Source organism: Pseudomonas sp. 25 R 14, assembly GCF_900004755.1.
In the GTDB taxonomy this organism is placed as follows: domain Bacteria; phylum Pseudomonadota; class Gammaproteobacteria; order Pseudomonadales; family Pseudomonadaceae; genus Aquipseudomonas; species Aquipseudomonas brenneri.
In genome coordinates, this window is sequence record NZ_CVTS01000040.1 from 14,272 (window position 1) to 28,644 (window position 14,373).

Below are 14,373 nucleotides of genomic sequence, written 5' to 3' on the forward strand. Positions count from 1 at the left end.
GATGTGAGCAAGTCTCTGCAAGCCATCCGTGGCATGAACGACATCCTGCCCGAACAGACGCCCCTGTGGCGCTATTTCGAGAGCACGGTCGCGCGCCTGCTGGATAACTACGGTTACAAGCAGATCCGCATGCCGATTGTCGAATTCACCGAGCTGTTCAAGCGTTCCATCGGTGAAGTGACCGACATCGTCGAAAAAGAGATGTACACCTTCGAAGACCGCAACGGCGACTCCCTGACCCTGCGTCCGGAAGGTACCGCCGCGTGCGTGCGCGCCGTGCTTGAGCATGGCATCACCGGTGGTGGCCAGACTCAGAAGCTGTGGTACATCGGCCCGATGTTCCGCCACGAGCGCCCGCAGAAAGGCCGTTATCGCCAGTTTCACCAGATCGGTTGCGAAGTGTTCAACCTCGATGGTCCGGACATCGACGCCGAGCTGATCGTGCTGACCTGGCGCCTGTGGGGCCAGTTGGGTATCCGCGACGCGGTCAAGCTTGAACTCAACAGCCTGGGCACCAGTGAATCCCGTGGCCGCTACCGCGAAGCCCTGGTCGAGTTCCTGTCCGCGCACCTGGACAAGCTCGACGAAGACAGCCAGCGCCGCCTGAAGACCAACCCGTTGCGCGTCCTGGATACCAAGAACGCCGACACCCAGGCCATCCTGGTCGACGCGCCGAAAATGGCCGACTACCTGGACGACGAATCCCGCACGCATTTCGAGGGCCTCAAGGCTCGCCTGGATGCGGCCGGTATTCCCTACGTGATCAACCCCAAGTTGGTGCGTGGCCTCGATTACTACAGCAAGACCGTATTCGAATGGGTCACCGACAAGCTCGGCGCCCAGGGCACCGTGTGTGCCGGTGGTCGCTATGACGGCCTGGTCGAGCAGATGGGCGGCAAACCCACCACGGGCGTTGGCTTTGCCATGGGTATCGAGCGCCTGATCCTGCTGCTGGAAACCCTGGAGCAGATCCCCGAAGAAATTTCCCGTCAGGTGGACGTGTACCTGTGCGCCTTTGGCGAGGCGGCCGAACTGGCTGGCCTGGCCTTGAGCGAGCAGTTACGCGACCAACTGCCGAGCCTGCGCCTGCAGGTCAATGCCGGCGCTGGCAGCTTCAAGAGCCAATTCAAGAAAGCCGACAAGAGCGGTGCGTTGTACGCGCTGATCCTGGGTGATGATGAACTGGCCCAGCAAGTGGTAAGTGTCAAACCCCTGCGTGGCCAGGGCGAACAACAAAGCATTGCCTTTGATGCGCTAGCAGCGCACTTGGCCACCTGCATCGTGCAGGGTTGAAGCTGTCAAACAGCCGAATTTAGCGATTAAGGAGTATTGGGGTGTCGAGTACTGAAGATGAGCATCTGGCCGAGTTCAAAGACTGGTGGCAGCGTAACGGCAAACCCCTGGTCACTGGCGGCCTGCTGGCGCTGGTAGTGGTGTTTGGCTGGCAGGCGTTCCAGAAATATCAGGGCAATCAGTCGCAAGGCGCCTCGATGCTCTATCAGCAACTGCTGGAAACCACGCTGACGCCCACTGGCAAGCCTGACCCTGCCCAAGTGGCGGACCTGGCCGGCAAGCTGAAAAACGAATTTGGCGGTAGCACCTACGCCCAATACGGCAGCCTATTCGTCGCGAAAGTCGCGGTCGATACCGGCAAGCTGGATGACGCAGCCTCCGAGCTCAAAGCCGTCGCCGACAAGCCGAACAACCCGACCCTGGGTGAAATCGCACGTCAGCGCCTGGCCCAGGTCCTGGCTGCACAGAACAAGGCCGACGAAGCATTGAAACTGCTCGACGGCGATGCTGACAAGGCATTTGTAGCCACTCGCGAAGAGCTCAAGGGCGACCTGCTGGTCCAATTGGGTCGTACCGACGAAGCCAATGCTGCGTACCAAAAAGCCAAGGCTGCGCTGTCTGATGAAGCAGCGGTCGGTGGCTTACAAATCAAGCTGGACGACCTGGCCAAAGGGGATGCGTGACGTGATCCGTTGGAAACATGCAGCATTGCTGGCTCTGGCCGTTTTGGCCGCGGGTTGCAGCAGCAACAGCAAAAAAGAACTGCCTCCGGCCGAGCTGACCAGCTTCAAGGAAGAAGTGGTCCTGCAAAAGCAGTGGAGCCGCTCCATCGGTGACGGTCAGGGCGACACCTACAACATGTTGGTACCGGCAATTGACGGTGACAACATTGTGGCCGCTGACGTGACGGGTGTTGTGATCTCCATGGATCGCATGAACGGCGACGTCAAGTGGAAGAAGGATCTCGAACTGCCTGTTTCCGGCGCCGTCGGCGTGGGTTACGGCATGGTGATGATCGGCACGCTCAAGGGCGAAGTCGTGGCCCTGGATTCGAGCAACGGTGAAGAGAAATGGCGCGCTCGCGTGACCAGTGAAGTCCTCGCACCGCCTGCCACCAACGGCGATATCGTCGTGGTGCAGACCCAGGATGACCGTGTTATCGGCCTTGATGCCAACACCGGTGAGCAGCGCTGGCTGTACGACAGCACCCCTGCGGTGTTGACGTTGCGCGGTACCAGTGGTCCGGTTGTGACCAATAACCTGGCGCTGGCTGGCCTTTCGACCGGTAAAGTGGTCGCCCTGGATACCCAGAACGGCGTGCCGGCCTGGGAATCGCGGGTCGCCATTCCGCAAGGTCGTTCCGAGTTGGACCGTGTCGTGGACATCGACGGCGGCTTGCTGCTGTCGGGTGAAACCCTGTACGTCGCCACTTACCAGGGCCGTGTTGCGGCGCTGGACCTGCAAAGCGGCCGCGTCCTCTGGCAGCGTGATGCTTCCAGCTACGCCGGTGTCGCCCAAGGGTTTGGCAGCGTCTACGTGAGCCTGGCATCCGGTACCGTTGAAAGCGTCGATGAGCGTTCCACCACAGCCCTGTGGAGCAACGACTCGCTGGCTCGTCGTCAACTGTCGGCTCCGGAAGTGTTCTCCAGCTATGTAGCGGTAGGCGACCTGGAAGGTTACCTGCACTTGCTGAGCCAGGTGGATGGTCGCTTTGTCGGCCGTGAACGTATCGACAGCGACGGCCTGCGTGCGCGTCCGCTGGTAGTAGGCAACATGCTTTATGTGTTTGGTAACAGCGGCAAGCTGGAAGCCCTGACCATCAAGTAAGAACTATGCTTGGGGTAACCCCCAGGCGGCCCTGCTACAACGCTTTTTGCTTTTTGTAGGAGCGAGCTTGCTCGCGAAGGACCTGAGGAGCACGCGTTTAATCAGGTTAAACGCGTTATCGTTAACGTTCTTCGCGAGCAAGCTCGCTCCTACAGTGATCAGTGTTGTGCAGGGCATGTGGCATTTCAAATGCCGCCCCGAGCACCAGCCGCTGCCTTGCAGCGGCTTTTGTATTTTCTGAAATAACGCAGTGGAGAGCCGCATGGTTCCCGTAATCGCCCTGGTGGGCCGACCTAACGTCGGCAAGTCCACCTTGTTCAACCGCCTGACCAGGACTCGCGACGCCATCGTCGGCGACTTGTCCGGTCTGACCCGTGATCGCCAATACGGTGAGGCAAAGTGGCAAGGGCGCTCCTACATTATTGTCGACACCGGTGGTATCTCCGGTGACGAGCATGGCATGGATGAAAAAATGGCCGAGCAGTCGCTGCTGGCCATCGAAGAAGCCGATGTCGTGTTGTTCCTGGTGGATGCCCGCGCGGGCTACACCGCTGCCGACCAGATGATTGGCGAGCACCTGCGCAAGCGCAACAAGCGTTCCTATCTGATCGCCAACAAGATCGACAACATCGATCCTGAGGCGGCCCGAGCCGAATTCAGCCCGATGGGCCTGGGCGACGCGATCCCGGTCGCCGGTGCCCACGGTCGCGGCATCACCCAGATGCTGGAAATCGCCCTGCGCGACTTCCCCAAGGATGACGACGAAGAAGTTGAAGGCGAAGAAGAAGTCGTTGCCGAAGGTGAGGAAGCCAAGCGCATTCCTGGCCCAAGCGAAAAAGACGGCATCAAGATCGCTATCATTGGCCGTCCGAACGTCGGCAAGTCGACCCTGGTCAACCGCATGCTCGGTGAAGACCGGGTCATCGTCTATGACCAGCCAGGCACGACCCGTGACAGCATCTACATCCCGTTCGAGCGTAACGACGAGAAGTACACGCTGATCGACACCGCCGGTGTGCGCAAGCGCGGCAAGATCCACGAGGAAGTCGAAAAGTTCTCGGTGGTCAAAACCCTGCAGGCGATCAAAGACGCCAACGTGGTGATCTTCGTCATGGACGCCCGCGAAGGCGTGGTCGACCACGACCTCAACCTGCTGGGCTTTGCCCTGGAGGCCGGTCGGGCATTGGTGATCGCGATCAACAAATGGGACGGCATGACCCCGAGCGAGCGTGACTTCGTCAAAGTCGAGTTGCAGCGCCGGTTGTTCTTCGTCGACTTCGCCGATATCCACTTCATCTCGGCGCTGCACGGCACCGGTGTGGGCAACCTCTACGCGTCGGTACAGAACTCGTTCAAGTCCGCGGTTACCCGCTGGCCAACCAACCGCCTGACCCAGATCCTTGAGGATGCAGTTGGCGAGCACGCGCCGCCGATGGTCAACAACCGCCGGATCAAACTGCGTTATGCCCACTTGGGTGGTGCCAACCCGCCGATTATCGTGATCCACGGTAACCAGATCGAGAAGGTGCCAAAGTCCTACGTGCGTTACCTGGAAAACACCTACCGCCGTGTCTTGAAGCTGGTCGGTACGCCGATCCGCATCGAGTTCAAAGGTGGCGATAACCCGTACGAAGGCAACAAGAACAGCCTGACTGATCGCCAAGTGAACAAGAAACGTCGCTTGATGAGCCACAACAAGAAGGCTGACAAAAAGCGTAAAGACCGCCGCTGATCCCTGTAGGAGCCGGCTTGCCAGCTTCTACATAAGATAGGCGTTACCCAAGAAGGGGCTCTGAATGAGCCCTTTTTTGTGCCTCACGATTGACCCCTCGGCGCTTGCAGCTTACAACTTGTAACTCACCGTCAGGGGCCCACCGAATGATCACCAGCAAGCTGCCGAACGTCGGCACCACCATCTTCACCACCATGTCGCAACTCGCTGCGCAAACCGGTGCGCTGAATCTGTCCCAGGGCTTCCCCGATTTCAACGGCCCCCAGGCCTTGCTCGATGCGGTGGGCAAGCACGTTGCCAGTGGCCACAACCAATACGCGCCGATGACCGGCTTGCCGGCCCTGCGCCAGCAAGTGGCGGCCAAGATCGCCCGCAGCTATGGCGTGCAGGTCGATCCCGACAGCGAAGTGACCATCACCCCCGGCGCCACCCAGGCGATCTTCTGTGCGATCCAGGCGGTGATCCGCAGTGGTGATGAAGTCATCGTCTTCGATCCGTGCTACGACAGCTACGAGCCAGCGGTGGAGTTGGCCGGTGGGCGTTGCGTACATGTGCAATTGGGGCAGGAGGACTTCAGCCTGGACTTCGAGCAGATCAAGGCTGTGCTGTCACCGCGCACACGCATGATCATCCTCAATACCCCGCACAACCCCAGCGGCGCCCTGATCAGTCGTGCGGAGCTGGACCAATTGGCCGAGCTGATCCGTGACCGCGATATCTATCTGGTCAGCGATGAGGTCTACGAACACCTGGTATTCGATGGCGTGCCCCACGTCAGCGTTCTGGCCCACGAAGAGTTGTATCAGCGCGCGTTCGTGGTCAGCTCCTTCGGCAAGACCTATCACGTCACTGGCTGGAAGACCGGCTATGTCGTCGCACCAGCAGCTTTGAGCGCGGAGTTGCGCAAGGTGCATCAATACGTCAGCTTCTGCGGGGTGACGCCGTTGCAGTACGCCCTGGCCGATTTTATGGCCGAGCACCCGGAGCACGTCGAAGAGTTACCGGCCTTTTACCAGGCCAAGCGCGACCTGTTCTGTGATTTGTTGGCGCCCTCGCGTTTCAGTTTCACGCGGGTGACCGGTACTTACTTTCAACTGGTGGATTACTCACAGATTCGCCCGGACCTGGACGACGTGGCCATGTCGCTATGGATGACCCGCGAGCATGGCGTGGCGACGATTCCGGTCTCGGTGTTCTACCAGAACCCACCCCAGGGCCAGCGCCTGGTGCGCCTGTGCTTTGCCAAACGCGAGGAGACGCTGCGCCAAGCAGCCGAGAAACTATGCGTGATCTGAGTGCGTTACCCGACCTGAACATCGCCCTGGTACAGACCACCCTTGCCTGGCATGACCGCCAGGCCAACCTGGAGCATTTCGAGTTGCTGCTGGAGCAGGCCAGGGGCGCCGACTTGATCGTGCTGCCGGAAATGTTCACCACTGGTTTTTCCATGGAGTCCCAATTGCTGGCCGAAGCCGAAAACGGCCCGACCCATGAGTGGCTCAAGGCCCAGGCGCAGAAGTACAACGCGGTGATCACCGGCAGTGTGATTATCCAGGCCGCTGATGGCAGCCACCGTAATCGCTTGTTGTGGGCGCGGCCCGATGGTGAGGTGCTGCACTACGACAAGCGCCACCTGTTTCGCATGGCGGGCGAGCACAATCACTACACCCCTGGCGAGCGTCAGGTGCAGTTCGAACTCAAGGGCTGGCGAGTTCGCCCGCTGATCTGCTACGACCTGCGCTTCCCGGTGTGGAGCCGTGATGCCCAGGACACCGACCTGCTGCTGTACACCGCGAACTGGCCGGGCGCCCGGCGCCAGCACTGGAACCGCCTGTTACCGGCCCGGGCTATCGAGAATCTGTGCTATGTGGCGGCGGTGAACCGGGTAGGCACCGACGGCAAGGGTTTTGCCTACACGGGCGACAGCCAGGTCCTGGACTTTCAGGGTGAAAGCCTGTTGAGCGCAGGGGAGGCGGACGGGGTGTTTCAGGTGTGCCTGGAGGCGGCGCAGTTAGCGGAGTATCGCCAGAAGTTTCCGGCGAATCTGGATGCCGATGCCTTTCAGTTTGTCTGATAAATCTTTGGTGTATGGGAGATAGCTATCGCGGGCAAGCCCGTTCCCACATTTGGAATGCATTCCCCTGTAGGAGCGGGCTTGCCCGCGATGAGGCCATCAGCATAACCACCACTCCAAAGTAAAAGGCCCCTGGGTTCTCACCCAGGGGCCTTTTGCATTGCGGCAGGCTGTTACGCCGCTTTCGCTTCCAACTGGCTCAACGACCGGTTCAGCGCACTGAACACCGCCTTGAAGCTGGCCGTGGTGATGTTTTCATCGATCCCCACGCCATGCACCGGACGCTCGCCATTCACGCGCAGCTCGATGTAGGCCGCGGCCTTGGCGTTAGTCCCCGCGCCGATTGCATGTTCGTTATAGTCCATGATCTCGACACCAATCGGCAGGCCGGCCACCAACGCTTCCAGTGCGCCGTTGCCCTTGCCGTGCCAGCGCAGGTTGGTTTCGCCCTGGCCCTTGCCGGAGACTTCAACTTCTACCGAGCTGTTGCCGTTTTCTTCCTGCAAGCGGTGGCTGACCAGCGCGTACGGGGTATTGGCTTGCAGGTATTCACGCTGCAACAGCGCGTGGATCTGCGAGGCAGTCATCTCCAGGCCTACGCGGTCGGTTTCGGCCTGTACCACCTGGCTGAACTCGATCTGCATGCGGCGTGGCAAGCTGATGCCATATTCCTGTTCCAGCAGGTAAGCGATACCGCCCTTGCCCGACTGGCTATTGACGCGGATCACCGCCTCGTAGCTGCGGCCAATGTCGGCCGGGTCGATTGGCAGGTACGGCACTTCCCACAAGGTATCCGGTTTCTGCTGGGCGAAGCCCTTGCGGATCGCGTCCTGGTGGGAGCCGGAGAATGCGGTGTGGACCAGGTCGCCAACATACGGGTGACGTGGGTGTACCGGGATCTGGTTGCACTCCTCGACCACTTTGCGCACGCCGTCGATGTCGGAGAAGTCCAGCTCAGGGTTTACGCCCTGGGTGTAGAGGTTCAGCGCCACGGTGACGAGATCGACGTTACCCGTACGCTCGCCGTTGCCGAACAGGCAGCCTTCGACACGGTCGGCACCCGCCATCAGGCCCAGCTCGGTGGCGGCGACGCCAGTGCCACGGTCGTTGTGGGTGTGCAGGCTGATGATCACGCTGTCACGACGGTTGATATGGCGACCGAACCATTCGATCTGGTCGGCATAGATGTTCGGCGTGGCGCATTCCACGGTGGCCGGCAGGTTGAGGATCATCTTGTGCTCGGGCGTCGGGTTCCACACCTCGATCACCGCGTCACACACTTCCTTGGCGAACTCAAGCTCAGTGGCGCTGAAGGTCTCTGGCGAGTACTCGAAGGTCCACTGGGTTTCCGGCTGCTGGGCGGCGTACTTGACGAACAGCTTGGCGGCGTCAACCGCGATGGCCTTGATCCCGTCCTTGTCCTGGTTGAACACGATACGACGGAAGGACGGCGAGGTGGCGTTGTACAAATGCACGATGGCCTTTTTGGCACCGCGCAGGGATTCGAACGTACGCGCGATCAAGTCTTCACGGCCCTGGGTCAGCACCTGGATGGTGGTGTCCTCGGGGATGTGGTTGTCTTCGATCAGGGTGCGCACGAAGTCGAAGTCGGTTTGCGATGCGGCTGGGAACGAGGCTTCGATTTCCTTCACGCCGACGGCAACCAGGGTTTTCCAGAAACGCAGTTTTTTCACCGCATCCATGGGCTCGATCAGCGACTGGTTGCCATCACGCAAGTCGGAGCTGCACCAGATTGGCGCGCTGGTGATGGTCTTCGACGGCCAGGTGCGGTCCGGGATATCAATGGTCGGGAATGCGCGGTATTTCGAAGACGGGTCTTTGAGCATGCTCATCAGAAGAATCCTTGTTGTAGGGCCGAAAAGAGGCGGCCTGCCAGAAAGCGTTTATTAGGGATGCAAATCGGGGACGAGGCAGATCGATTCAGCCTGGCAGTCGTGCGCTGACAAGGCACAGGCTGCGGTGCTGACGAAGCTGAATGAGGGTATGAGAGGTTTTCATGGGTTTAACCCTAACCGCGGGAAGGGAGGATGGCAAGCAGCTGGGAAAAATTGAGATAAACTCCATCGTTTATGAAATAAGCGAGATTTTATTGTGTGAATATTTTGCTTTGTTTGTTTTTATTGCTTTGTATTTCTAAGGTGCGCAATCGGTTTGGCGGCAGACCATGAGATTTTCAAACCCCATGGTCGTTGCCAATACGACGGTCTTCGGCTAGAGCGTCAGTTTGTCGATGTTGTAGTCGATATGAATATCTCCCACAGGCTCCGGCATGCTGGTGCCTCGTATGATCTTCAGTGGCGGCGGCGGGGTATGGGGCGGGTGGCTGACTGTGCTCGTCGTACCTTTGATGGACGGGGAGAGAGAAATTCCCACGCCTCCCGTCAACTCAGAGACACCCGGAATATTGTCATAAGTGTTGATATGCGCTTTACCGAGCAGTGCCACGAACTTTTCTCCAGTCGGGGTCTGCTTGATGATTTGCGTGGCGGCATAGTTGAACTCTGCCAGACGGTCATCGGTGAAACGTACATTGTTTATCCTGGATTTGAGGTTGTCTGTATGCATGGTCAACTCACGATGTTCAAGGCCGATGACCTTGATATCGTGGGCCTCGGCGGCCTTGATGACATCTGCGAACGTTGGGCTGTTCGGTGTATAGGCCTGCTCATAAGATCGCGGCCAGGCGTACACGGCATCAGCGGGGGTATAGGCTCCGGAGCCAAAACCGGGAGCGCCTTGCAGAAATGGCGCATTTTCCAGATAAATGACAGTGACGCCGTTATTTTTGAAGTGCTGCATCTGATCGATCAGGAACTGAAAACCGACCGGTTCGTCATGGACTTCGCCGAACACCAGCCCCCTGACGCCAGGTTGTGACAGCGTGCTCTGGATGACGCTCTTGGGTGTGTCACTGGCGCCCAGTGGTTGAAGCAGAGGGCGTACAGGCATCTGGCCCGAGGCCTGGCTGGCGTAAAACTCATCCATGTCTCGCCTGAACCAGCGCCGCAGTTGTCCGGTAACAGCGGGGTTTCCATTAAAGTCACCGGCTGCAACGCCCTTGATCACGCGGTCCATATACTCATCAAGTGGCGGTGTATGTTTTCGCCTGTTTCCTCCCGGCAATTGACTCAACCGCCATTCCCCGCTCTCTGTCGATTGCATGAACGCCACATTTCTGATGGTTTTCGGCGCATCCAGCGGTGCATTGGGGTCGACAATATTCACCTGGCCATATCTGGCCTTGAACGCTGAATCAATTTGATAAGGCTTGTTGATTCCAGTGCTGTCGGTGAAGCGGATGTACCAGTTTTCGCCGGCCTGATAAATGCCGTCGGCTCTGGGTTGGATGTCCTTGAGGACTTCTTCGGGGACGCTGTAGGCGCTGAGGTCTCGCATGGGGATAGCGGTGGGAGCGTCGGGCAGAACCTGGGAAAACCGGATGCCCACGCTCGTTGAAGGGACGACGGGAGGGATAGGTGGCTTGGGCGCAAACTCTCCTGGTATCGATAGCGATCTGGTCGACGGTGCCTGTACAGTTGGCGCTGAGACCGTGCTGAAGACTGGGCGCAAGGGGGCGCTCGGTGCGTGGGGAAGGCCTGAGGCGTGGGTGGTAAAGTCCGCGTAAAGTTGGGCCCGGACACCTTTGTTCAATAGTCCGCCGGGCAATTGCCAGGCATGGGTCCGTATGGTTTTCAGCGCGGCCTTGACTAACCGATTGCCGAACTTGACCACGGTAGAAACGCCGCGGCCGATAACCGGGAGCAAGTCCAGGAAAATCGTAGCCACTTCGATGCCAAACATAATTTTGTTACGTGTCGATTGGGTGGCCACTTCTGCGCTGCTGGTTGATTGAAAGTCGGCTTTGTCGATCAGCAAGCGTGACAGTTGGCTGTACATCTCATCGTGGATATTCGTAGGTATCGGCGTAAGGGTGGCGAGGCCAGCGTGACGCTTGCCAATATTGCCGGTCGCATGGGCTAGTTCGACGAAATCGGAACCAAGACTCTGGGAGAACTTTTTTATCGACTCCGTGGTTTTTTCGAAGTCGTTTTTTTCTATCGGTGATTTCCTGCTGGCGGTGTAGGCCTTCCATTCTTTCTTATCCAACAGCGTCGTCAAAGCCTCCAGGTTGGGCAACTCACGGAGCGACAACCCATCAGGAGCCCCCGGTGTGTAGAGCACCAGGGATGAATCGGTGTTGTTGCCGATGACCATCGTGCCACGCACAGGCTGGCCAAGTTGGGCCAGGGTATTGGCGACAATGTTTTGCCCGTCCACCTGAGGGCGATTGCTCGGGTCTGGATAATCAAGGATCGCTTGAATCCACTGTACACCCCGTTTCGAGGTGGTATCCGTGGTGGCTTTGGCCTGGAAGCCGTCAGGGTTGAGTTGCGCCAGGAAGGCTTCTTTCTCCATCAACTCTGAGTGGTTGGCTTTCCAGGCATTGCGCAAGTCTGCGGCGGGGCCGGACTCTGCATCGGTCGCCATGCGCCCCTCAAGTAGCTTGGTGTATTCGCCGCCTACATCTGCGTCGTTGAGCAGGATCTTGAGTTGTTGCGTATCGAGAATGACCGGCTGCCCCTGACTATCCAGGATTGGGGAGCCCTGGGTGTCCAGCAGCGGAAGAATCATGGTGGTTTTGGTGTGCTTGTTGCTCTCGCCTGTTTCCCAGTGGGTTGGGTTCTTCAGGGCCAGGTCGCTCAATGACAGGTAGGTCGTTGTGGTTGAAGGGGGCTGTGGAATACCTGAGCGACCGAGGTGGAAACGTGTTTGGGTGACCACCTTTACCTTCAATTGGTTGGCATCCATATTTGTCAGAGGGTAGGCGTTTTTGATGGCGCCATTCATTTTTGTTCTGGAGAAGCTCGACAGGCTTGGAATCTTTTCCATGAGAGAGGCGAGTTTGGCGGTACTCTTTTCTTCTTTGCTTTCCAAGTGATTAAAGATTGTTTCTTGCGCGGGGCTGAGGTTCCTCAACCAGTCCGGCTGTTTTTTTTCGGCGAGCTTTTCGTTCCGCACGAGCATCGCGTTGGTGCCGTCGACTTGGGCTGACCAGTCTGCGGCTTCATCCAAGGCATCCATCAACTTCGGATCCTGTAACGGGTTGGTGGCCGGTGGGTTGTCAGACGTAAAGGTCTTGGTCAGGACAGTGTCGACTTCAGTCGCCTGGCGCTTGAGCAGCAAAAGTATCCCTTCGGCCAGCACGTCCCCCTCCAGGGGGATCGCCCCGAGCATCAGATCATCTCCCGTCGGCGGTGAGGCGCGGTTTTGCACCGGCAGCGGCAGGCTTTGCCTCAGCAGTTCGGCGCCGGGGCCGCCACTGTCAAGTCGTTGCACCAAGGCTTGGCGTAGCAGTGCTGGCGTTGCGAACTCCTCGAAACCTTCGCTGGGCGTATAGAGCACCACGGGACCGTTCTGCTCGTTGAGCGTGATTGCCCGGTTGCTCCCCGGTGATGTCAGAGTGTCGGCCGATGACCCATCGTTGCTGGTGATCATGAATGCACCGGCGAAGGCCGCTCCGTGTTCGCTGCCATCATCAATGGTGATGGGGTACACGCCGGGCCTTGTTCCGGTGGGCAGGTTGCTTTCCCGTTCTTCGAGTGTGGGGTAGCGCAATGCGCTGTCGACCAACTGTTTACTCGCCGGGCTCAGTGTACCGTCCATCACACGCAGGGCTGCCAGGGTCGATAGTTGTTGCTTGTGCATCCACAGCAGTTGTTCCAGGGGCGACTGTGGACTTTTGGGCGGGCCGGGTGTTGTCCAGTATTCCAGGAGTGCCCGTGGAAAGTCATTGGCAATAGCTCGGGCGAGGGTGTGCAGTGAGTCTGAGGCCTGGAGGGTATCGGTGGCGGTGGGTTGGGTCGTGAATTGGACCCTGACGTCAGGCTCTTCGATAAACCGTTCGGCCGGATTGGCATGAATCTCCCTGATTGCCCTACCGAGGGCCTTCATGAGGGGCTCTGAAGATAGCAACGTATCGCCACGGTATCGGTTGAAGGAAATTCTGTCCGGGTCGACAGGGGCCAGTTTGGGAAACGCTTGCGCTATCCGTGCCTGCAGGAAATGTGCGAAGCCGGGTTGTTGATCTTGCAGTACGGCCATGTTGTTCGCGAGTGTGGCGTACTGTTCGCTCAGTAACTGTTGGTCGCCGACCTTGAAGTGGTCCGAGAGTGGGCTACGCAGGGCGGTAGCGGGTCTTATGCCCGATGACTTGACTGACAGATTGTCCAGACCCCTAACGGAGGAGCGGCTCTTGGTAACTGCGGATGGGATGCCCGGATCGCTGGCCTGGTGAGCCGGCGGTGATTCTTCAGAGGGGGTCGGGGCAAGAAACGGTTGGGGCGTGATGGATTGAGGTGCAGAGATAGTCATCAAAGGAACTCCAAAAGGCTTGCTTTAGGTGTCCTTGCGCGCAGGTTGTCTTCCCTGGAATTCGAGGAGTGGGTGATGAGTCAACCCCTGGGGGTTCCTTAAAAAGTGTAAGAGCATGGCCGAGCACTGCGCCGAATTCGGCGCAGTCATCGTTGAGAGGGGGGCAGGTTGCTGCGTAGAGGTCTGCCGCTTAATGCCGCGGCATGTTTTGCAGTATGTGAGGTCAGGTGTTTAAGGCTGGAAGGCCCCGATAAAAATCGCTGGGTCGACCCGAGCGTCATTGAGGCTGACATTCCAATGCATATGCGGCCCGGTTGCTCGGCCCGTCGAACCGACTTTGCCGACCACGGCCCCACGTACCAATGGCTGGCCCACCTTCACATCAATCGTCGACATATGGCAGAACATGCTGATAAAGCCCTGGCCATGGTCGACAAACACGGTATTGCCGTTAAAGAAGTAGTTGCCGATCAGGATCACCTTGCCGTTGGCCGGGGTCTTGATCGGCGTGCCTGCGGGCACCGCAAAGTCCAGGCCGGAATGCGGGTTGCGCTCCTCGCCATTGAAGAACCGGCGTACCCCGAACTTGCTCGACAGCGGCCCGTTCACCGGCTTGTCCAGCACCAGGTTGCTCGGGATATTCGGGCTGAAGGTGCGGTAGGCCTTGATCTGCACAGCCAATTCGCTTTCGATGCGCTTGAGTTGTGCGGGCGCTGGGTTTACCTGGCTTTTGTTCTTCAGGGTGATGCGTTGCTCCGGGTATTTCTTGAAGCCGACGATGAACGGCAGGTTGCGCCCGCCGCTGCTGATCTGGTGGTTGCCCGGCTTGATGGTCAGCGGGATGCCGACGATGGCCAGCCAATTGTCCTGTTCCTTGACCACCAGCACCGGTTTGCCCTGATAGGTCGCTTTCGGTGGTGTGGCCGCAGCGCCCAGTTCGACCACTGCCACGCCACCCGGCACCGGTTTGTTCAGCACGCGGGTGATGTAGCTGTCGGCATGGGCGGTGAAGGTCAGGCACAGCAGCATCAGCAAACTTGAAATACGCAGCATG

At 58.8% G+C, this 14,373-nt stretch carries 9 protein-coding genes; 6 read left to right on the forward strand and 3 right to left on the reverse strand.

The window, feature by feature from the left end; genetic code table 11:
- Positions 1–3: 3 nt before the first annotated feature.
- From hisS to BFQ03_RS13150, 6 genes are all read left to right on the forward strand, one after another.
- Complete coding sequence (hisS, locus tag BFQ03_RS13125; RefSeq protein WP_032858296.1) at positions 4–1,293, forward strand: histidine--tRNA ligase; 1,290 nt, start codon at positions 4–6, stop codon at positions 1,291–1,293.
- A 41-nt stretch (positions 1,294–1,334) separates the two neighbouring features.
- Positions 1,335–1,976 carry a YfgM family protein gene (locus BFQ03_RS13130; RefSeq protein ID WP_065943316.1) on the forward strand — a complete coding sequence of 214 codons (642 nt, stop codon included), beginning with the start codon at positions 1,335–1,337 and terminating at the stop codon, positions 1,974–1,976.
- Positions 1,969–3,120 carry an outer membrane protein assembly factor BamB gene (gene bamB / locus BFQ03_RS13135; protein WP_032858293.1) on the forward strand — a complete coding sequence of 384 codons (1,152 nt, stop codon included), beginning with the start codon at positions 1,969–1,971 and terminating at the stop codon, positions 3,118–3,120. Before BFQ03_RS13130 ends, bamB begins: the two co-directional genes overlap by 8 nt.
- 262 nt (positions 3,121–3,382) lie before the next feature.
- Positions 3,383–4,852 (forward strand): ribosome biogenesis GTPase Der, encoded by a 1,470-nt coding sequence (gene der, locus BFQ03_RS13140; RefSeq protein WP_032858292.1) that lies wholly within the window; start codon positions 3,383–3,385, stop codon positions 4,850–4,852.
- A gap of 146 nt (positions 4,853–4,998) precedes the next feature.
- Complete coding sequence (locus BFQ03_RS13145) at positions 4,999–6,147, forward strand: pyridoxal phosphate-dependent aminotransferase (RefSeq protein WP_032858291.1); 1,149 nt, start codon at positions 4,999–5,001, stop codon at positions 6,145–6,147.
- The gene (locus BFQ03_RS13150) at positions 6,135–6,926 is read left to right on the forward strand and encodes an amidohydrolase (protein ID WP_032858289.1); all 792 of its coding nucleotides are present in this window, start codon (positions 6,135–6,137) and stop codon (positions 6,924–6,926) included. The genes BFQ03_RS13145 and BFQ03_RS13150 overlap by 13 nt, the downstream gene beginning before the upstream one ends.
- A 173-nt stretch (positions 6,927–7,099) precedes the next feature.
- Here BFQ03_RS13150 and leuA read toward each other — a convergent pair whose 3' ends face one another.
- The 3 genes from leuA to BFQ03_RS13165 form a co-directional block, all read right to left on the reverse strand.
- Positions 7,100–8,779: a 2-isopropylmalate synthase gene (leuA, locus tag BFQ03_RS13155; RefSeq protein WP_032858288.1), complete on the reverse strand. Its 1,680-nt coding sequence runs from the start codon at positions 8,777–8,779 to the stop codon at positions 7,100–7,102.
- Between the two features lie 379 nt (positions 8,780–9,158).
- Positions 9,159–13,319: a membrane-targeted effector domain-containing toxin gene (locus BFQ03_RS13160; RefSeq protein WP_083204846.1), complete on the reverse strand. Its 4,161-nt coding sequence runs from the start codon at positions 13,317–13,319 to the stop codon at positions 9,159–9,161.
- 231 nt (positions 13,320–13,550) lie between these two features.
- Positions 13,551–14,372, reverse strand: a complete 822-nt coding sequence (locus BFQ03_RS13165) for a peptidoglycan DD-metalloendopeptidase family protein (protein WP_032858287.1) — start codon at positions 14,370–14,372, stop codon at positions 13,551–13,553.
- Position 14,373 lies beyond the last annotated feature (1 nt).